17 protein-coding genes are annotated in these 21,867 nt (G+C 41.6%); 11 read left to right on the forward strand and 6 right to left on the reverse strand.

All coding sequences use genetic code 11. From position 1 onward, the window contains the following. Positions 1-441 precede the first annotated feature (441 nt). Entirely contained in the window at positions 442-2,616 is a 2,175-nt protein-coding gene (locus AC1DQW_RS09585) for a glutamine synthetase III family protein (RefSeq protein WP_477453872.1), read from the forward strand. A gap of 132 nt (positions 2,617-2,748) precedes the next feature. On the opposite strand, the gene AC1DQW_RS09590 is transcribed toward AC1DQW_RS09585, so the two are convergent. The 3 genes from AC1DQW_RS09590 to AC1DQW_RS09600 all read right to left on the reverse strand — a co-directional run bounded on the left by AC1DQW_RS09590 (position 2,749) and on the right by AC1DQW_RS09600 (position 7,053). Further along, positions 2,749-4,191, reverse strand: a complete 1,443-nt coding sequence (locus AC1DQW_RS09590) for an alpha/beta fold hydrolase (protein WP_477453873.1) — start codon at positions 4,189-4,191, stop codon at positions 2,749-2,751. Between the two features lie 65 nt (positions 4,192-4,256). Continuing rightward, positions 4,257-5,066, reverse strand: coding sequence for an AraC family transcriptional regulator (locus tag AC1DQW_RS09595; protein WP_477453874.1), 810 nt, complete (start codon positions 5,064-5,066; stop codon positions 4,257-4,259). A gap of 211 nt (positions 5,067-5,277) precedes the next feature. Continuing rightward, positions 5,278-7,053, reverse strand: coding sequence for a chloride channel protein (locus tag AC1DQW_RS09600; protein WP_477453875.1), 1,776 nt, complete (start codon positions 7,051-7,053; stop codon positions 5,278-5,280). 207 nt (positions 7,054-7,260) lie between these two features. Here AC1DQW_RS09600 and AC1DQW_RS09605 point away from each other — a divergent pair, with 207 nt between their 5' ends. After that, positions 7,261-8,442, forward strand: coding sequence for an AIR synthase related protein (locus tag AC1DQW_RS09605; RefSeq protein WP_477453876.1), 1,182 nt, complete (start codon positions 7,261-7,263; stop codon positions 8,440-8,442). Between the two features lie 37 nt (positions 8,443-8,479). Continuing rightward, positions 8,480-9,169, forward strand: coding sequence for a sterol desaturase family protein (locus tag AC1DQW_RS09610; protein WP_477453877.1), 690 nt, complete (start codon positions 8,480-8,482; stop codon positions 9,167-9,169). 66 nt (positions 9,170-9,235) lie between these two features. Here AC1DQW_RS09610 and AC1DQW_RS09615 read toward each other — a convergent pair whose 3' ends face one another. Further along, positions 9,236-12,571: a TonB-dependent receptor gene (locus AC1DQW_RS09615; RefSeq protein ID WP_477453878.1), complete on the reverse strand. Its 3,336-nt coding sequence runs from the start codon at positions 12,569-12,571 to the stop codon at positions 9,236-9,238. Positions 12,572-12,943: 372 nt separating this feature from the next. Here AC1DQW_RS09615 and lpdA point away from each other — a divergent pair, with 372 nt between their 5' ends. Next, positions 12,944-14,335, forward strand: coding sequence for a dihydrolipoyl dehydrogenase (lpdA, locus tag AC1DQW_RS09620; RefSeq protein ID WP_477453879.1), 1,392 nt, complete (start codon positions 12,944-12,946; stop codon positions 14,333-14,335). A 156-nt stretch (positions 14,336-14,491) separates the two neighbouring features. Next, positions 14,492-15,331 (forward strand): MBL fold metallo-hydrolase, encoded by an 840-nt coding sequence (locus AC1DQW_RS09625; RefSeq protein WP_477453880.1) that lies wholly within the window; start codon positions 14,492-14,494, stop codon positions 15,329-15,331. Between the two features lie 79 nt (positions 15,332-15,410). Here the strand turns inward: AC1DQW_RS09625 and AC1DQW_RS09630 are convergent, their stop codons facing one another. Together AC1DQW_RS09630 and AC1DQW_RS09635 are read right to left on the reverse strand one after the other, a co-directional pair. Then, positions 15,411-15,623: a helix-turn-helix domain-containing protein gene (locus AC1DQW_RS09630; protein ID WP_477453881.1), complete on the reverse strand. Its 213-nt coding sequence runs from the start codon at positions 15,621-15,623 to the stop codon at positions 15,411-15,413. 2 nt (positions 15,624-15,625) lie between these two features. Continuing rightward, positions 15,626-15,808: a hypothetical protein gene (locus tag AC1DQW_RS09635; protein WP_477453882.1), complete on the reverse strand. Its 183-nt coding sequence runs from the start codon at positions 15,806-15,808 to the stop codon at positions 15,626-15,628. 224 nt (positions 15,809-16,032) lie between these two features. On the opposite strand from AC1DQW_RS09635, the gene AC1DQW_RS09640 reads away from it, so the two are divergent. From AC1DQW_RS09640 to AC1DQW_RS09665, 6 genes are all read left to right on the forward strand, one after another. Then, a complete protein-coding gene (locus tag AC1DQW_RS09640) occupies positions 16,033-16,893 on the forward strand; it encodes a sigma-70 family RNA polymerase sigma factor (protein WP_295719838.1) in 861 nt (286 codons plus the stop codon). Between the two features lie 227 nt (positions 16,894-17,120). Beyond that, entirely contained in the window at positions 17,121-17,423 is a 303-nt protein-coding gene (locus AC1DQW_RS09645) for a hypothetical protein (protein ID WP_477453883.1), read from the forward strand. Positions 17,424-17,426: 3 nt separating this feature from the next. Further along, on the forward strand, positions 17,427-18,092 hold the full coding sequence (locus tag AC1DQW_RS09650) for an ATP-binding cassette domain-containing protein (protein ID WP_477453884.1): 666 nt from the start codon (positions 17,427-17,429) through the stop codon (positions 18,090-18,092). A gap of 85 nt (positions 18,093-18,177) precedes the next feature. After that, entirely contained in the window at positions 18,178-19,134 is a 957-nt protein-coding gene (locus AC1DQW_RS09655) for a pepsin/retropepsin-like aspartic protease family protein (RefSeq protein WP_477453885.1), read from the forward strand. Position 19,135: 1 nt separating this feature from the next. Then, positions 19,136-20,572 carry a hypothetical protein gene (locus AC1DQW_RS09660; protein WP_477453886.1) on the forward strand — a complete coding sequence of 479 codons (1,437 nt, stop codon included), beginning with the start codon at positions 19,136-19,138 and terminating at the stop codon, positions 20,570-20,572. A 360-nt stretch (positions 20,573-20,932) separates the two neighbouring features. Beyond that, positions 20,933-21,724 (forward strand): PhzF family phenazine biosynthesis protein, encoded by a 792-nt coding sequence (locus AC1DQW_RS09665; RefSeq protein ID WP_477453887.1) that lies wholly within the window; start codon positions 20,933-20,935, stop codon positions 21,722-21,724. Positions 21,725-21,867: the final 143 nt, after the last annotated feature.

Here is a 21,867-nt window from a genome sequence, read left to right on the forward strand (position 1 = left end):
ATATTTACACGGTTTCTATAAATTATTTCATGAAATTAGGTAGATATTTTAACAATAACAAATCTTTAACAAAAAAAACATAATAAAAATCATAAAAATTATTGAAATCGTAATTTAAACTTAAAAACACAGTAAGTTTTATTGAATTTTAAATTTAAAAATGTCATAAATACATACAAAGCCAATTTAAAAATAGAAATTAAGCATTTTAAAGCACAAAATGGATTTTTTTTTCATTTTTGAGCAAAAAATGTGAAAAAATCAGCGCAAAAAGTAAATTTTACACATAATCAGCATTTAAAATTCACTTTCTATATTTAAACAAATTATTGAACCGGCTGGCCTTTATCACTTCCTTCTATATATTTCATTAAATTTTGATGCATATTTAAAGGATAGTTCTATTTTTGGTTTTGCCTTTATATTAAACCGCATATAATTATGTCCAACATTCGATTTCAAGCACTGCAGGATGTTCTGAACAGAACCATCCCTGAAGTTAAACCACCTGCTGCAAAAATCTCCGATTATTTTGGCGCCAATGTTTTCGATAAAAAGAAAATGAAAGAATACCTTTCAACAGAGGCATACCAGGGTATAGTAAACTCTATTGAAAAAGGTGAACCCATCCCCCGCGACCTGGCAGAACAGATAGCATCGGCCATGAAATCATGGGCATTAGGGAAAGGGGCAACACATTATACCCACTGGTTTCAACCCCTTACCGGAACAACCGCCGAAAAACACGACGCTTTTTTTGAGCCCACCGCTGATGGAGGCGCAATTGAACGCTTTAGCGGCGATGCTTTATCTCAACAGGAGCCGGATGCATCCAGCTTCCCGAGCGGCGGTATCCGCAATACTTTTGAGGCCCGTGGTTATACAGCCTGGGACCCTTCGTCGCCCGCGTTTTTAATGGCGCGTACCTTATGTATCCCAACTGTATTTGTATCATACACCGGCGAGGCTCTTGATTACAAAGTGCCCTTATTAAAGGCACTAAGCGTGCTGGATAAAGCGGCTGTTGATGTGTGCCATTACTTTGATAAAGGAATTGAAAAGGTAAACGCCTCATTGGGCCTGGAGCAGGAATATTTTTTGGTTGATATTGCCTTGTTTAACGCACGCCCCGATATGTATTTAACCGGCCGTACGCTTTTTGGTCATATATCTGCCAAAAACCAGCAACTGGAAGATCATTATTTTGGTTCGATACCTGAGCGGGTATACGCCTACATGCAGGATATGGAGGCCGAAGCTTTATTATTAGGTATCCCGTTAAAAACACGGCATAACGAGGTTGCGCCATCGCAATTTGAGTGCGCACCTATTTATGAGGAAATAAACCTGGCCATTGATCACAATCAGCTCCTGATGGATTTGATGGACCGTGTAGCCAGGCGGCATAATTTTAAGGTATTGCTGCATGAAAAACCGTATGCAGGTATTAATGGGTCAGGGAAACACAACAACTGGTCGTTAATAACCAATACGGGGAAAAACTTGTTATCGCCGGGCAAAACACCTAAGAACAACCTGATGTTCCTTACCTTTTTTGTGAACACCATAAAAGCGGTTTATGAGCATGCCGACCTGTTAAGGGCTTCTATAGCATCGGTTAATAACGACCACCGTTTGGGAGCCAACGAGGCGCCCCCCGCCATTATATCCATTTTCCTGGGCAGCCAGTTAAACGATGTTTTGGATGAGATAGAAACCTCCAGGATCAGCAAAAAAATAAAAGAGGACAACTTATTATGGCAGGGCATCCCCAAGATTCCGCAGATATTGCCCGATAATACCGACCGTAACCGCACTTCGCCTTTTGCATTTACAGGCAATAAGTTTGAGCTGAGGGCAGTTGGCTCATCGGCCAATTCGGCCAGCCCAATGACCATATTAAACCTTATTGTTGCAGATCAGCTTAAAAAATTCAAGTACGATGTTGATAAGCTGATAAAAAAAGGTGAAAAGAAAGACCTTGCCCTTTTGATCGTAATTAAAAAATACATCAAAGAATCAAAAAACATACGTTTTGAAGGCAACGGCTATAGCGACGAATGGGAAAAAGAAGCGGCAGCACGCGGCTTAGCCAATATAAAAACAACCCCTAAAGCGCTTGATGCACTCCTGTCAGAAAAATCGGAGATCCTGTTTGCCGAAACAGGCGTGTTTACGCCCCGCGAGGCCCATGCACGTCATGAGATCTTACTAGATAGCTTTTACAAAAAACTACAGATAGAGGCGCGCGTAATTGGCGAGCTGGTTTTAAACGTTATTATACCGGCAGCTGTTGGCTATCAAACCAAACTTATTGAGAATGTAAAGGGATTAAAAGATCTTGGCCTTGCTGCATCAACCTACGAAGCTCAGCTTGATATTATCAACAAAATAGCCGAACATGTAAACTTTATTAAAACCAATGTAGAACAAATGGTTGATGAGCGTAAAAAAGCCAATGCTATTGAAGATATCCGTCAGCGCGCCATTGAATATGATGAAAAAGTAAAATCATTCTTTGCGCCTATCCGTTACCGTGTAGATAAATTGGAGCAACTTGTTGACGATAGATTGTGGCCGTTACCAAAATTCAGGGAGTTGTTGTTTATTAAATAGGCACGAATTTCACGAATAAAGGCGAATTTTCACCAATGAGTTAAAATATAAAAATGCCGCTAATTTTATGAGTTAGCGGCATTTTTTGTTTTGATAAACCATTTTTAATAATTATCCATAAAGCACTCCCGCTTACTCCACAATCAGGTCTTTTGACCGGGATACAAGTTTAGTATTTGGATGTTCCAAAAACAATTGCAGATAATCGACCCCATCAACATAGTAGCCCGGCGCATGCCCTTTATTATGTATTATCAGTAACCGCGCATTTGGCATATAACGTTTAATCAGCCTGTTATAAAATGGCCGGCACCAAGGGTCAATATCCCCGGCCGATATAAGCGCCGGGATGGCAGAATATACCTGCGCTTTAACTATTCTGGGTTCGGGCTTTACCTTCCAGCAATCGCATATGGCATGGGTTACGTCATTAAAAGGGTAACCGGCCAGCCAGGGCAATATATCGTGCTGCTGTTTTTCTAAAGCCGGATCTGAATACATGATCTGCTCGGTACAATACACTGAATAGCGCATGCCTAATGATACCGACTGATCACCGCCAAACGCGCCATCCACTTGCTCGCGAATATAGGCCTGGTGTTTGCCGCTAATGATATCATTAATAACAGCCGGTACGGATTTCACCTGGCCGCTGTTTAAGCGATTGACCACGGCATCCAGCAGGTCATTTTTATTATAGCTGATTTTTAAACTATCGTGCCCACCTTTCTCCAGGTAATTAAGCGTGAACTTTTTTCCGCTAACCGTGGTAAAATACTGGTGAAAGCGCGCCTTTAGGTTTGCATAAGCAGGCTTTGCTGCCGAATCAGCTTCGCAGTTGGCAAATACCTGCTCCAATGCTTCATTGATATTTAGTAAGCCATCTTCTTCATAACGCGCAAACCCTGGTAACGGCGAGTTAAGTATTAAGGCGCGCACACCTTCGGGATGTTTGCGCGCCGCGTTTAGCATCAATCCTCCGCTGTAGGATATCCCTATCAAATTAAGCGAATCCAGGTGCAGGGCCAGGCGCAAGTCGTTAATATCTTCTGCGCTTTCTTCGGTATTATAGGCAGAAAGATCAATGCCCTTAGCGGCAAACCTGTCATGGCAGTGCTTTATTGCTGCAAGCACCAGGCTGTCTTTATTTAACCCCTCTCTGTAGCTTGTTTTAACAGCTTCATTAACATCCATGCAATCCAGGCAAGGCTGCGCCAGTTTAGTTCCCCGCTGGTCGAAAAAAATAAACCCACCAAACTTTAAAAACCCGGAGTTATAACCAATACTATCGCGGCCGGTAATAGTGCTATAACCAGGGCCGCCGGTTGCATAAAGGGAAATGTTTCGTTTAGCGTCCTGATCGGGTTTGCGGATAAACAAAAAAGGTATCTTTATTTTGCGCCCCTGTGGTCTTTGCCGGTTTTCGGGTACAACCAGGTAGCCATATTTAGCAATTAAACGCGTATCATATTTTATGGCAGAAACGGCTTGCTCTATAACAGGCTGGTAGGTTTGACCGTTTGCACCCCGAACAAAAACGAGGAATAGCAGAAAAGTAATTGCAAGTGATTTCATTGATAATAACAATTTACACAAAGAAATACATTACAACTACCTAAAGAAAGTAAAAAACGGACAATTTACAGTTGGTTGTCTGTTAATTTTTGCCCGGTGAATTTTACCACGTCCTTATAAAAATGGCTCATATCATAATAACCATAATCAAAAGGGACAAAGCCGTTTTTGGCTTTTATAAATTGGGTTAAAGCTGCCCGCGCCCTCAATATCGAAAAATAATTTTTCGGAGAAATACCCACGGTTCGATGAAAATACCGGTTGATAGTTTTAGAACTGATAAATAGCCGTCCGGCTACGGCCGATGTATTTAATTGCATGCCCGTAGCCTGGTACTCGCCTATTGCATCGCTCACCATCCCCAGGTAATGATCTTTATGGCTGTTTTTCCTGCAGGCATTTAAAAGATATTGCTGCATCAGGTTTATCCGTTCTTCAAAAACAATAGGCTGCCTTAATTGGGCTAATAAACTGCCGGGTAAAATCTGCGCTAAATTAATAAGCTTATCTGCCAGGGTAATTTGGTTTAAACCTAAAATCGCCTCTAAACCACCCGGATAAAATTTAACGGTAAAAATATTATCTGCAGGCTGATTGTGACGTTCAACCGTATTGTTTCTTAGTATCAGAATATCCTCACATGCCTTCACCAGGTAACGTGAATGTGCCAAATCAATATAGTAAGGTGCACCAAGATTGATATAAAAAGTAGGTGTCCAGCTGGCAAACATTTTAACAGAGAAATGTTCGTTTTGGAAATATTGCCGGGTTTTAGCTAAAGATGACTCAGAGAAAAACTCAATGTAATTGGCCAATTCTTCACAAGGCGCTACAAAATCATATATTTTACGAATATTCTGAAATATCTCGACCATAGCTTAAGTCCCCACTTTGTAAGCAAAGTAAATATAAGTAATCATTCGCTAAGCCGCTAAGCAACAATTTGTTTCTTAAAAACTGTCGAATATTCCGAATCTATTTAAATCAGGAGATGCCGCTGATCTCATCGAATCGTAAGAACCGGCTGAATTATTGTCATCCGTTTTAATCCGCGAAATTAGTGTGTAATCAAATCCGTATTTATGCTTACGCAAACAGGTCACTCGCTTTATGTTGTTCAATAATTACCTGGCGATACTTATTCAGCAGCGTCGATTTAGATATAAAACCTATAAACAGGCCATCCTTTATTACAGGCAGCTGCCATACATCAATAGCATCGAAAGTTTCCATTACGGTACTGGCTGGTTGATCATAATCAATTACGGTTGGCGCGGCAGTCATAATATCGGCAATAGTATCATCGGCAATCTCCTGGTTAAACAGGCGCCGGCGAATATCATCTATCAGCACCACTCCTTCCAGGCGCCCATCCTCCTTTAATACCGGGAATATGTTGGCATCAGTTTTAGCCAGGATCTTATAAAAATCATTAACCGTTGTTTGCTTATCAATCGCGGTGTATTTTTTGTTGATGATGCTGTCCAGAGCTATAGCATTTAACATGCTGTAATCCTGGCCCGGATGGATATCTTTTTCGTGAATAAGGTGCTGCCAGTAAATATTATGGGGCGATGAAAGACGCGATATGATGTATGATATGGATGATACAATCATGAGCGGGATAAATAACACGTAGCCGCCCGTAATTTCGGCTATCAAAAATATGGCGGTAAGCGGGGCATGCATTACGCCGCTTAAAGCACCGGCCATACCAACTGCTATAAAATTACTTGTATTTAAATGTACCAACCCGGTAAGGTTTACCCCATAGGCCACTGCTAAACCTAAAAATGCACCGGTAAACATGGTAGGCGCAAACGAGCCGCCGTTACCACCAGAACCAAGCGTAATACCGCTGGCTATAATTTTCATAAAAACCAGCGCTACAATAAATACCAGCATTAACCACTGGTTGGATAGCCAGCCGGAAAATAACGATTCATCCTTTAGCGCATCAATGTTGCCATTTAAAATGGCCCGTAGGTATTGGTAACCTTCGCCAAATAACTGCGGAAATACCATAATAATAAGCCCAAGAAACAAGCCGCCTAAAAGTGCCCGCACATAACGGTTTTGCTTTTTCAGGATACCGCCCTCCAGTTTACCCCCTACTTTATTAATGTATATAGCCATCCAGCCACTAAGCAGGCCCAGCAAAATGTAAAAAGGAATTGCAGGCACCACCCAGCCTTCGGTAACCAAATGAAACAATTGCCCCGAGTATAATAATTTGGATACTACCACGCCGGTTGCCGATGCTATTAATAAAGGAATAAACGTGGGGATGGTGATTTCGCCTATTAATATCTCTAACGAAAACAGCACCCCGGCAATAGGGCTGTTAAATACCGCGGCTATCCCTGCCGATGCTCCTGCAGCCAGCAATACCGTTTTTTCATAAGGCGTAAGCTTAAAAAACCTGCCAATGTTTGAGCCTATAGCAGCACCGGTAGCTACAATAGGCGCCTCTAAACCGGCCGAGCCGCCAAAGCCTACCGTTAATGAGCTTGTTACTATATGCGAATAAATATTATTTACCCTGATGTTCGATCTGTTCTTTTTGATATTGGCCAGGATACTGCCTATCCCCTTTTGTATTTTATCGCGGTTAACAAGATGCTGCCAGGTTACAGCCAGGAAGATACCCAGTGCAGGCAAAAAAACGTAAGCTATATGGTAATACAAGTGCGATGAAATGCGGTGGCTCACATCCTCCATAAAATGCACTAAAAACTTTAGCGCAATGGCTGCCAGGCCACCAAAAAAACCAACAAAAACACTGCAGTAAATTAAAAAGTTCCGTTGACTGTTACGTTTCAGGCGCCAGCGGTTTATTTTATCGGAGAGGGATTTAAGCATAGACACGAATTTCAATACACACGAATTTCACGAATGGAAACGAATTAGCACCAATTCCATTCAAGTATTGGCAAGTTATACAATTTGATAATCATTCGCTACAATCCCCCTTTGCGATCTTCAATTTCAATAATTCGTGATAATTCGTTTCCATTCGTGAAATTCGCGCTTATTTGAGATTCGTGTTTGATTAATTTATATTTGCCCATGATTTCTTCGCAAAGATATGATCAAAGAGGTGTATCTGCCTCCAAAGATGATGTACATAATGCTATTAAAAACATTGACAAGGGCATTTTCCCTAAAGCCTTTTGTAAAATAGTACCCGATATATTGACCAACGACGCTGAGTACTGCAATATTATGCATGCCGATGGCGCGGGCACAAAATCATCACTGGCTTATACTTACTGGAAAGAAACCGGCGATATCTCGGTATGGCGCGGTATTGCCCAGGATGCCATCATCATGAACCTCGACGATTTGCTTTGTGTAGGCGCTACTGATAATATCCTGCTATCATCAACCATTGGCCGTAATAAAAATCTGATACCGGGCGAAGTTATTGCCGCCATTATTAACGGCACCGAAGAAATTTTAAGCGAACTGCGCGGTGCCGGTATTGGCATTTACTCAACCGGCGGGGAGACTGCCGATGTTGGCGACCTTGTACGCACCATTATAGTCGACTCTACGGTAACTTGCCGCATGAAGCGTGAAGATGTGATATCCAACCACCGCATTCAGCCTGGCGACGTTATTGTGGGTTTGGCGAGCTACGGGCAGGCAACCTACGAAAAGGAATATAACGGTGGTATGGGCTCAAACGGCCTTACATCTGCACGCCATGATGTGTTCAATAAAACCATTGCCGATAAATATCCCGAAAGTTATGATGCGGCCATCCCTTATGATCTCATCTTCAGCGGCAGTAAAAACCTTACCGACCTGGTTGACATCGGCAACGGGAAAAGCGTAACAGCAGGCAAACTGGTATTAAGTGCCACACGCACTTATGCCCCAATTATTAAGGCTATATTAGATAAATACCGCAGCAAAATAAACGGCATGGTGCATTGCAGCGGCGGCGCGCAAACCAAAGTACTGCATTTTATTGATGAGCTGCATATGATAAAAGATAACCTTTTCCCTGTGCCTCCCCTGTTTAAACTTATTCAGCAGGAATCAAAAACCAGCTGGCAGGAAATGTATAAGGTATTTAACATGGGCCACCGTATGGAACTGTATGTACCGGCAGAAATTGCTGAAGACCTGATCAACATTTCTAAAAGTTTTGGTGTTGATGCGCAGATCATTGGCCGGGTTGAAAAGGCCGATACTAAAAAAGTAACCGTAACATCGGAGTTTGGGGTGTTTGAGTACGAATAATATTGAGTAGATTTATTTTTATAAATCTACAATTCATATGCTCAGGTTCCTTTCGGCACAGCCACCATTTAATTTATGGGTTATATTTTTGGCCGAAAACCTACTGGTTACCGCAATGGCCCTGGCCTTTGGTTACCTTGTACTCAAACTTAACCGAAAACCGGTAAAAGCAACCTCGCGCAATGAGGTATTAACTTGCCTGCTCACCAATGCCATCAACACAGCTATAACCTATGCCGGTTTCCGGCTTTGGCAGCACGGGTATATCGTGATGAGCTTTGAAGTTAATTGGTTTATCCTGTTTGATTTTATGGTTTTATTTATGCTGATGGATTTGGCCATGTTTATTTTTCATTACTTCATCCACCATTCTGCTATTTATAAAGCTATCCATCGTTTCCACCATCATTACGCCGATCCTATCCCAATTGATCTTTTTGTGTTGCATCCTATAGAAACCATTGGCTTTGGTTCACTATGGCTTATTATCATCGCCCTGCTCAGCTTTAATTTTTATGCGGTTTTGATTTACCTTACCGCAAATGTTTTTTTTGGCATTATGGGCCATTTAGGAATCGAGCCCATTCCGGCCGCTATCAGGAAAGCTATTCCTTTCAGATACCTGGGTACATCGTCATTTCATCATAATCATCACTTAAACATCCATTATAATTATGGGTTTTACACTACCATATGGGATAGGTTGTTTAAAACTTATAAAGGGTAAAATTTATTTCACAAAAAAACCCCGGTCAATTGATTAACCGGGGTTGTGTTATATGATAAAACGTTATTAATTAAATATGTAACGTACACCAATCTGAGCCTGGAAACGAGAAAACTGGCTGATATCAGTTTTGTATGACGATGTAACCGGAATGGCGTTATTTGCATCAAGATAAGGGAATGAATAAGTTGCCTTACCAGTAGTTGCATCTTTACCCATGTACCTTAACACAGTTGTTGCACCGTTGTTAAACCCGCTATATGAAACTTGTTGTAAACCCCAGTTTCTGTTTAACAGGTTGGTAAAGTTGATTACATCAAAAGTAACTTCTAACGTATTCTTTACTTTACCTGTTTTGATAAAGAAGTCCTGGGCAAAATGCAGGTCAAGTCTTTTATAGGTAGGCAATATTGCACCATTCCTTTGAGCAAACTGACCTCTGTGCTGGCTAAGATAATTGTCCTGGTTAATAAAGTTATTTAACTGTGTCCATATCTGACCCGGTGTACGTGTATCTACGGTTCCGTTAGCAGCTGTAGGCGCCTGGGTTAGTATAATGTCTCCCTGGTTTTTAGGAATAAACATCAAATCATTGGTAGCACCATCACCGTTAGGGTCATTAGCTGTAATATAAGATATTGCTCCGTTATTAGAAGCTTCGAATATTAGACCTACAGTAGTTGCCAGGTTTTGCGCATATTGCTTACGGTAAGATACTGTAGCAATAATACGGTTTGGCTGAACATATGAGCTGTTTGACAAGTTATCGGTGTTAGGATTACCTGCAACATATCTTGTGCTCCAGATAGTACCTGCGGTTGAACCACCGTCATTTACGTCTTTAGATTTGGTGTAGGTATAAGCTACGCTTGCACCAAAACCATTTGTAAAGTTTTTTTGCAATTGACCGGTCACAAAATATGAAAATCCTTTACTGGTATTTCTCATGTAATAAAGACCTGTGATTGATGGGTTGGCAGCGGTAGCCGCAGCTGCAGCAGGCGTTGTATTTTTAGCATCGTAACGTATCTGACCTTCCGGACCAGCGAATGTGCTGAAGCCATCAGAAAGCACTAAGTTTTGGTGATATATAGCGCGGATATCTTTAGTATAAGCACCTTCGATAGTTCCAATGATACCACCAGGCAATTTTTGATCAACGGCAAGATTTGTTCTCCAGATTTTTGGATATTTCAAATTTGGATCGGCAACATCAAGCTCATATGATGTATTGGCAGTTGCATTTGCCGGACGGTTTGCATTAACATCCGGGTTGAATTTTAATTGCTGATTGGTAGGGTCGTTTGCTTTTGTAATTGTACGTGAACCAAATAACAAGCCATTGTTTGAAGCCTGGTTAGATATCCACACAAATGGTACAGGGCCGGTAAATAAGCCCGAACCACCACGTACCTGGGTAGAACCATCTCCATTAACATCCCAGTTAAAGCCTAAACGAGGTGAAAGCTGCACCCTGTTTTTTGGTAATTTAGAAACATCAACATGAGTACCGCCCTGGAAAGTTAAGGCTGCTGCATTACTGTTTGCCGCCAAAGTGGTAGGGAATACGTCATAATCAGCTCTTAAACCATAAGTCAACCTGAAATTATCAGTAACATGGAATTTATCCTGGATGTAAACGCTGTAAATAGAAGCTTTGATTTTTGCTAATGGTAGTGAACTACCCGAAGCAGGGTACCGCAAAGTATAAGCCTGTGCAGGTAAACCGTTAATGAAATCAGAAGCAGAGTTATAAGTATATAAACCATTATAATCCGGAGCAAAACCATTGGTATAGCTTTGGATTTGATTGCTGGTACCTATTGTAAACTCGTGTTTACCGGAGTATATGGTAAAGTCATCAGCAAACTGCCAGATATTGGTAGATAGCAAGTTACCTGCAGTATATAATTCAGAACCAAAGCTGGTAGCTGTTGCTGTTGCAGCGGTTACCACATTGCCACTTGCATCTGATGTACCGTTACCAATATCAACCATAGGTAATAAACCAGTACCTAAAAACGCGCGGTAATCTCTTAATGCCGAATAACCTACTGTAAGCTTATTTGACATTGAATTGCTAACGCGGGTATTCAACTCAATAATACCGATGTTAAAGTTGTTATTGATTGTATAACCAGAGCCCTTAAAAGGTAAGGTATTAGGACCCGGAGCACGGGTGGTACCATAACCTACTGCGGTTTTACCATCACTATTGCTGATGCCTGAGTTACTGGCCGGTTGATCTTTAAACGATTTTAGGTAAAAATACTTAGCGCTCAAAGTATTGTTTTTGTCAATGTTCCAGTCTAATTTAGCTGTTAACTTATCGCTTGAAGTTCTGTAAACATAATCTTGATAAGGACCAGGATTATAGCCAAACTCACCAAGCTTTGTTTTAATAGCCTCAAGTGTGCCTGCCTGAACTGAGGATACGTTAGAACCGCTTAATCCCGCACCGCCTGCTACATACGTAGTTGCAGGTGGCTGGCTAACTCTTTCCTGTTCGCCTGATACAAATAAGAACAATTTGTTTTTGATGATTGGTCCGCCAACGGCAGCACCAACTGTATGGTAATCAAATGGAGTAATAGGCACATTGGTATTACCTGCGTGGTAACCTGTTAACCTAACACCACGACCATAATAATAAACAGTACCTTTTACTTCGTTGGTACCTGATTTTACCACAGTATTAACACCAGCACCTGTAAAGTTACCCTGGCGAACGTCATAAGGTGCGATATCTACCTGGATCTGGTCGATCGCATCCAATGAAATAGGCTGAGAACTGGCCTGGCCACCCAAAGTACCTGATAAACCAAATGAGTTATTAAATAAAGCTCCATCAACAGTAATGTTGTTAAAGTTACTACTGCGGCCGCCAAATGCCAATCCGTTGGCAGATGGGGTTAATTTTGTAAAGTCACTTAACGAGCGGTTTACAGTTGGCAAATTTTCAATCTGTGAACGGCTGATAGTTTCGCGGGCGCCGGTACGTGAAGAGTTGATTACTTTACCTGCAGAAGCTGTAACTTTTACTTCGCCCAGGTTGGTAGTATTATCTTCAAGTTTAGCAGCGATCCTTTGATCCTGGCCGATAGATAATGTAATATTGTCCTGAACAAACTGCTTATAACCCACAAAGGTTACTTTAAAGGTGTAAGGACCACCTACCCTTAAGTTGGGGATATTGAATCGACCGTCGGAACGGCTAACGGTTGGGTATACAGTACCGGTAGGTACATGAGTGATGGTTACAGTTGCACCTGGTATAGCACCTTTAGCATCGGTAACGATCCCGTTAACGCTGGCGGTGGTAACACCCTGGGCAGCTGCATTCCTGTTAATAAGGAATGTTAAACCCGTTAATAATAATAAAAGAAGTAGAGGCTTCCTCATAAATTGCTTTTTTTTAATTATACTTTTAGTTAATTAGCCGCAAAGATAAGTAATACACTGATTGTCAATGTTAAATTTATGTTAACAATTGTTGCATATTTTTCAACATATTGTCATTATTTCACAAATAAATACAAGTAAATAGGTAGATATTATGTGATATTCGTAATTTATCTGTTATTTTATTGAGTTAGAAACATGGTGCGGTAAAAATAATATTTTATGGCCCCTGCCAATTTGTTCTGTTTTCTCATTTCGCCTGTTTTTACTTAGCTTTGGGCCTTTAAAAATTATAGCGCCTGCGGTAAATAATACATCCCGCTATAATCTGTGCAAAACAAAATTTAGTTATCAAAGTATATCATTAAAAATATGGACTACGATTTAATTGTTATAGGGTCAGGCCCGGGTGGTTATGTAGCAGCTATCCGCGCTTCACAACTCGGTTTAAAAACTGCCATCATTGAAAAAGAATCATTAGGTGGTATTTGTCTTAACTGGGGTTGTATCCCAACCAAAGCTTTATTAAAAAGCGCCCAGGTATTTGAATACCTTAATCACTCGCAGGATTATGGTATTAAAATTAACGGTACAGGCGAAGTTGACTTTGCTGCAGTTGTTAAACGCAGCCGCGGCGTAGCCGATGGCATGAGCAAAGGCGTGCAGTTTTTAATGAAGAAAAACAAGATCGATGTAGTTAACGGTTTTGGAAAATTAAAATCGAAAGGTGTTGTTGAAGTAAAGCTGAATGACGGCTCAACCAAACAGATCACCGCTAAACATATCATAATTGCAACAGGCGGCCGCTCGCGCGAGTTACCAAACCTTAAACAGGATGGTGTTAAAGTAGTTGGTTACCGCCAGGCCATGGTATTGCCCAAACAGCCAAAATCAATGGTAGTAGTTGGTTCGGGCGCAATAGGCATTGAGTTTGCTTATTTTTATAACTCAATTGGCACCAAGGTAACTGTAGTTGAGTTTTTAGATAACATCGTTCCGCTGGAGGATGAAGAAGTTTCAAAAGGCTTGTTCCGCATCCTTAAAAAACAGGGCATCAACATCATGACCAGTTCAAATGTTGAATCTGTAGACACCAGCGGCGAGCTTTGCAAAGTAAACATTAAAACTGCTGCAGGCACGGAGGTTATTGAAGCCGAGGTTGTTTTATCAGCAGTAGGGATTTCTACCAACATTGAAGGCATCGGGCTGGAAGAGTTAGGTGTAAAAACCGAAAGAGGCAAAGTACTGGTTGATGACTACTACAAAACCAACGTTGAAGGCGTTTATGCTATAGGCGACATTGTAAAAGGCCAGGCCCTTGCGCACGTAGCATCTGCCGAAGGTATTATCTGCGTTGAAAAAATTGCAGGTCAAAATCCGCATCCCTTAGATTATAACAACATTCCGGGCTGTACTTATTGCTCGCCCGAAGTTGCATCAGTAGGTTATACCGAAAAAGCGGCTAAAGAAGCCGGATACGAGATAAAAGTTGGTAAATTCCCATTCTCGGCATCGGGCAAGGCAAGTGCTGCCGGCGCCAAAGATGGTTTTGTAAAACTGATCTTCGATGCCAAATACGGCGAATTCCTTGGCGCGCACATGCTGGGTTTAAACGTTACCGAAATGATTGCCGAAGTTGTTACCGCCCGCAAGCTGGAAGCTACCGGTCACGAGATCATCAAATCGGTTCACCCGCACCCAACCATGAGCGAAGCTGTTATGGAAGCTGCAGCAGCAGCTTATGACGAAGTAATACACTTATAAGTCAAAAATAAAAATTCAAAAGTCAAAAGCCGGTCGTTTAGTTGCAGCCGGCTTTTCTTTTGAAGTTACCTTTTAAATTAAAATAGTTTCTATTATTACCTTTAATAAACTTGCTCATCCATTTTTGAATTTTGACTTTTGAATTTGACTTAAAATATGAAGCTCCACACAATAGATACCGGTTTTTTCAAATTAGATGGCGGCGCTATGTTTGGGGTGGTGCCAAAAACCATCTGGAACAAAACCAACCCGGCCGATAGCAACAACCTTTGTACCTGGGCAATGCGCTGCTTGCTGGTGGAAGATGGAAAAAGACTGATATTAATTGATACAGGCATTGGTAACAAACAAAGTGAAAAGTTTTTTAGTCATTATTACCTGCATGGTGATGCTACCTTAGATAGCTCATTAGCCGCCCTTGGCTTTCACCGGGATGACATTACTGATGTGTTTTTAACTCACCTGCACTTTGATCATGTTGGCGGTGCCGTAGCTAGGGTTGAAGAAAACCTTTTGCCCGCTTTTAAAAATGCCGTTTACTGGAGCAACCCTAAACACTGGGACTGGGCGGTGAATCCAAACGACCGTGAAAGGGCTTCCTTTTTAAAGGAGAACATATTACCGATACAGGAAAGCGGTCGGCTGCAATTTATCGCTACCCAAGACGGCATAGCTTTTACCGAAGATTTCAAGATCCGTTTTGTATCCGGCCATACCGAAGCCATGATGCTGCCGCTGATTAACTATAAAGGCAAAAAGATCCTTTACATGGCCGATCTGCTTCCCTCCGTAGGTCATTTGCCGCTTCCTTATGTAATGGCTTATGACATGTTTCCGCTTACAACTCTTAAAGAGAAAAAGGTGTTCCTGACCGAAGCATCGGAGAACGATTACATCCTGTTTTTTGAACACGATCCCCTGAACGAATGCTGCACCCTGCAACAAACCGACAAGGGCATCAGGGTAAAGGACACGTTTAAACTGAATGAGCTGTAAGCTTACCATACAAACGCGTCGTTAACGGTAAGATAAGCATTTTTCCTTATACTTGATACATGATACTAACTACTTGATACTAAGTACCTAAATATCTATATTCCAAAATATCTCCCGGCTGGCAGTCAAGTGCTTTACATATAGCCTCAAGGGTTTCCAAACGGATAGCCTTTGCCTTACCTGTTTTAAGGATAGATAGGTTTGATATGGTAATGCCCACCTTATCGCTTAGTTGGTTTAATGACATTTTGCGTTTTGCCATCATTACATCCAGGTTAATGATTATCGGCATGATTAAATAGTCAGGGATCGTTCATCATTCAACTTTGCTCTCGGGGAAAAAGCGCTGTCATTCTGGTTAAATTCATCACTATAACACTGTTTAAAACACCCCCGTGTACCGGCAGCAACATTCTCCGGAACAAACAAGCCAAATACTATATAAACCGCCACCAGTAAACTACGTATTTTTTTCATTACCATATCGTTAAATTATATCCAAAGAAAATTATAATTCATTGCAACTCAAAATTTATTTATTGAAAAACAACAAATATTAGTCGGATATCATTTTAAGAAATTTATTTTTTTATTTAGATCACTCACTTGCCATTGTCAAATTATATGTTTTATTTTAGAACAAATTTTTAACTTTATACGTTCTATTCAGAATACAACGGATAGAAAGGTTTATTAAATAGATGAGACAACTCAAAATAACGCAATCCATTACCAATCGCGAGTCACAATCGCTGGATAAATATCTTCACGAAATTGGTAAAGTTGATTTGATAACTGCCGAAGAAGAAGTAATATTAGCCCAAAAAATACGTGAGGGCGATCAGGCCGCATTAGAGCGTTTAACCAAGACCAATTTACGCTTCGTTGTATCTGTTGCTAAACAATATCAAAACCAGGGTTTAACACTTGGCGACTTAATTAACGAGGGTAACCTGGGTTTAATTAAAGCGGCCAAACGTTTTGATGAGACCAAAGGTTTTAAATTTATATCCTACGCCGTTTGGTGGATCCGTCAGTCGATATTGCAGGCTATTGCCGAGCAATCGCGTATTGTACGATTACCGCTAAACCAGGTAGGCTCATTAAGTAAAATAAGTAAAGCGTTTTCAAAACTGGAGCAGGAATATGAGCGTGAGCCATCGCCGGAAGAGCTTGCCGATATCCTGGAAACCACCGTTGATAAGATCTCTGATACCTTAAGCAACTCAGGCCGCCATGTATCTATGGATGCCCCGTTTGTACAGGGCGAAGAAAACACTTTGCTGGATGTATTGGAAAATCATGAGCCGGATACCGATTCGATATTAATTAACGAATCATTATCCGAAGAGATCAAACGGTCGCTATCAACCTTAACCGAGCGCGAGCGCGAGATCATTATATTATTCTTTGGCTTAGGCACCAATCACCCCTTGTCTTTAGAAGAAATTGGCGAGAAATTTAACCTCACCCGTGAGCGTGTACGCCAGATAAAGGATAAAGCCCTGCAGCGTTTACGCCATACTTCGCGCAGCAAAATTTTAAAATCGTACTTAGGTTAATCAACCTTAACAAATATTAAGAAAGCCATTGGTAAATAGCCGGTGGCTTTTTTGCATTTATGATAATTTGTCCTTTCGGGAGGCACAAATATGTAGCCCCGCAAAAAAGCAAACCTAGAAGCTGTTTAAAAATGGATCGTCATTGACAGTGGGATATAACAAATCCAACCTCATAAAATTTAAATCATCAATTCCCGTTATTTAGCTAACCTGTCATAATTAGTTAAATGACCAACTCCTTAAAAATCACCTGGTATTTTTATAAACCGATACTTGTTTGGTGTTTATTGGCCACATTCGCCTGTATTTACTACGTATTTTCCGGCCAGTTAAACATTCCTTTTGCTTACCTGTGCAAACTGTGCAGCTATGCTTCTATCCTGGGTATCCAATATCTAAACTTTAATTCAACAAAAACCTACTTCTATTTCCGCAATGCGGGTTATGGCATCGGTCGCCTGTACGCTTATGTGTTTAGTATCGACCTTATTGCTTTCTTTATTCTTTTATCACTATCAACAATCCGCTAAAATTTGGAACCTCTTATACTAAAAACCAACAGCGTATTACTGGAGTTCGACGGCAGAAAGATCCTGCAGGACGTTTACCTGGAATGCAAACAGGGCGAAGTATTGGGCATCCTCGGCCGTAACGGCTGCGGTAAATCATCTTTATTGCGCATCATGTTCGGTACGCTTACTCCCGCCTATAAGCATATAAGTATCAATGGCGAATACATCAAAAAAGGGTACCACAATATGCGCATAGCCTACCTGCCCCAGCATAACTATCTGCCCAATGGCATCAAAATTAGAAACCTGGCAAAAACCATTATCGACGACCGGTTTTGGGATGATTTTTCGGCACATCCGGTTTACAACAATCATTGTGAAAAAAAAGCAGGTGAGCTATCAGGCGGCGAACTGAGGCAGCTGGAAACCCTGATGGTTATTTACAGCAAGGCCGATTTTATTTTGCTGGATGAACCTTTTACCCATATTTCGCCCCTGCAATCAGAAATGTTTAAAGCCATAATTAAAAAATGCGCTAAAGTGAAGGGCATCATTTTAACAGACCACCAGTATTACAACATTTTGGATGTAAGCGACAGGATCATACTAATAACCAACGGATATACAAAGCCCATTAAACACCGTGATGAGCTGGTTGCTTACGGTTATTTAAGCCACATCAATTAAATATAGCCGGCTGTAACATATAACCGTTTCGCATTGTCTACTTATACAAACAGACCCTGTGATGCTCCGGCCGTATTTATATTTGATGATATTGTTATTTGTTGCCGGCTGGCAAAAAGGCCGGTGCAGCGATAAAATATCTATAGGCGGCATCACTTTCAAAAACGCCATCCGCGACCCGGACCCTGATCCGTCTGGTAATTTCAATACACTGGTAATCCCCATAAAAAGGGCGGGCAACCTCATCATTGTGGAAGCACAGATAGATTCTTTAGCAGGCAATTTTGTGCTGGATACCGGCGCACCCTATCTTATTTTAAACTCCACCTACTTTAGGTATCTGCCTCACGTAACAGAGCAGGAATCGGCAGGCTTAAATGGTGCGGCATCCGTCTCATTTACAACTTATGTATTTAATTTCAGTATCCTTGACCTGCATTACCCCAGGCTTACTGCCGATGTTACCGATCTGTCGTCTATTGAAAACAGCCGCAATATTAAAATATTGGGGCTACTTGGCACAAGATTATTTAACAAGTTTACCATTACTGTAGATCTGTTCAGAAACGTGATGTATATCCATAAACTTAACGAAGACGGCGATATCCCCCAGGGCGAAAAGATTTTTCATGAACCCTGGATGGTTACCCCTTTCAAATATTATAATGATGTGATATTTATTAAAGGCATAGCCAATAACAATCCATTATGGTTTGCCTTTGATACCGGCGCCGAAACCAACCTGATGGACTATGACAGGGTACGAAAACTGCTACCCGGCATGCAGGTGCTTAACCGTACTAAAACCACCGGGATTGGCGGGTCATCTTTCGAGGTGATATACGCCCGTTTTGATACCCTTAAAATTGGCGACCGGCGATTTATCAAAAACCGGGTATTGCTAACCAGCCTGGATAAAATGGGCAAGGCTTACGGGCATACTGTTGATGGAATTTTAGGATATGATTTTTTTATCCGGGGAGTATTCAGCATCAACTTTGTGAAAAAAGAATTTGAAATGTACATTTACACTAACCAGTAGTATGAAAAAGTGCAGATCGGTCGCTATTATATTTTTGTTGCTCAGTTGCTTCATTTTTGATGCAAAGGCGCAAAAACGCAGTTCGCTTATTTTAGGTAAAGATCATTTAATGTTGTTGATCGACCTACGCTCATCAAAACAGGAGTTAGATAGCCTGTTCAAAGCGGCAGGCATAAAAGGTGCAAATCCAGCCGCTATTTTAAAAGGCGATTACTCGGCCTTAACAAAAGATGGCTGGAATATCAGCAAACGCTCCATAAACTCAATTCAGTTTAACAGGTCGCTGTCCGATCTGAATGTTAACGCACAAAATAAACCATTCCTGATAACCACCAATCTTTCAAATAATGACGATAGCCGGCCCGGCTACCCTGCCGATGAGACATTTGGCATTAATAAATTCTCGCGGGTTAATGTTTATGAGCTGCCATCCGGCCTAACGCGTTTTTATTTACCAGGATTTTTGAAGGCAAAACGTGTTTTACTATCGGGCAATTTCAATAACTGGAGCACCTTAAAGGGCATAATGATCAAAACGGACAGCGGCTGGGTAGCCGATGTAAAGCTTGCCCCCGGTGTATACGAATACAAATATATTATTGACGGCCGCTGGCAGCGCGACAAGAGCAATCTGCAGCAACACCCCGATGGCTTTAACGATGTAAATTCGGTTTATTACCGGTATAATCACACCTTCAGGCTTCACGGGTTTGCCGGGGCGCATAAGATCACACTCGCGGGCAGTTTTAATAACTGGGACGCCAACGCTATCATCCTCCAAAAAAAGGGTACCAGCTGGGAAACTAAACTTTACCTGCACGATGGGATGCACACCTACCGGTACCTGGTGGATGGCCAATGGTTTACAGATCCTGCCAACCCGGTAACGTTAAAGGATATTGATGGCCATACCAATTCGGTAATAAACCTGGGTGAAACCATTAATTTTAAGCTTAACGGATACGCAAAGGCCCAAAAGGTATATGTGGCAGGCAGTTTTAATAACTGGAAACCCAACGAGATAGCCCTTAAAAAAACAGCAACGGGATGGGTATTACCGTTAATAATACCTGCAGGCAATTATGGCTACAAATTTATTGTTGATGGCAGCTGGATAACCGATCCGCTGAATAAGCGAACTGTTGTGGAAGGAGGAGTAACCAATTCTTTTATAACAGTTAAGCCTAACTATACTTTTAAGCTAAAGGGTTATGGTAATGCCAAAAGTGTGCATATTGCCGGTAACTTTAATGACTGGGATCCCGAAGGGCTGTTACTTGATCATAACGGCGATGAATGGGCCATCAGCCTCAACCTTAAACCTGGCAAATACCGCTATAAGTTTTTGGTTGACGGTAACTGGATCCTGGATCCCGGAAATAAATTATATGAACAAAATGAACATAATACCGGAAATTCCGTTTTATGGATTGAGTAAGAAAGAGGTCGCCAGGAAATTGTTAAAAACATGAGATTGACTTTCTCCCAGCCGTCATTGCGAGTGATAAAATTTCGCGAAACGCTGAAGGGAAAATGGCGTTTTAAAAGGTTTGTCATCCTGAACGGAGTGAAGGATCTATTCGCAGGCTGTACAGGGCGAAGAAGCATGGCGAATAATAGATGCTTCACTACGTTCAGCATGACAAATGGCTTTTTTTTCAAACACCTCATAGGTAGGCTCTCGCAATAACGTGTATAAAAATGTCGAATTTGATTCCAATTAAAAATCTTGATTCCTGGCTCTTAATTCTTAACACTACTTAGTATATTAGCTAACATATAGAATATACCCAATACAATGACTATCCCCATATACCAGGCCGATGCCTTTACTGAAACCCTGTTTGGCGGCAACCCGGCGGCCATTTGCCCGCTTACAGATTGGCTGCCCGATGACACCATGCAAAAAATAGCCATTGAGAACAACCTGGCCGAAACTGCTTTTTTTGTAAAAACAGATACCGGCTACAAACTGCGCTGGTTTACTCCGGAATACGAAATCGATCTTTGCGGCCATGCCACGCTGGCATCGGCACATATATTATTTACCGAGTTGGGTTTCGATGGCGATGCCATCCAGTTTGAAACCGTAAAAGCCGGCACCCTGATTGTAAAACGCGACGGTGATAAATACACCATGGATTTTCCATCCAGGCCGCCAATACCAATTGAACCACCAAACGGACTGGCCGAATCGCTTGGCGAAAAGGAGCCGCTGGCCTTTTTAAGATCGAGGGATTACTTCATAGTTTACGAAACCGAGCAGGACATCAGGGACCTTACTCCCGATTTTTTTGCCTTATCAAAAATGGATACCGTAGGCGTAATAGCAACCGCCCCCGGTGATAATTCCGATTTTGTTTCCCGTTTCTTTGCTCCCGGCGCCGGCATCCCCGAAGACCCGGTTACCGGATCGGCACATTGCAACCTGATACCCTACTGGGCAAAAAGATTGGGCAAAAACAAGCTCCATGCCTACCAGATCTCCGCCCGCCGCGGCGAACTATGGTGCGAACTAAAAGGCGACCGCGTGCTGATGAGCGGCAAAGCGGTTACGTATTTAAAAGGCGAAATTTCTTTGGATCATTAGTTGAACCTTGGCTAAACTTACGAAGTTAAAAACTCGTAAGTCTTTCTTAAATAATCATCCTCAGCTACAAAAACCTTTCGCCTTTATCCTTTCACCTTTAACCTCCTTCTTACTCCCCCTAAAAAAAGTTTAATAAATCATTT

The sequence above is a fragment of the Mucilaginibacter sp. P5_A4 genome (assembly GCF_056400605.1).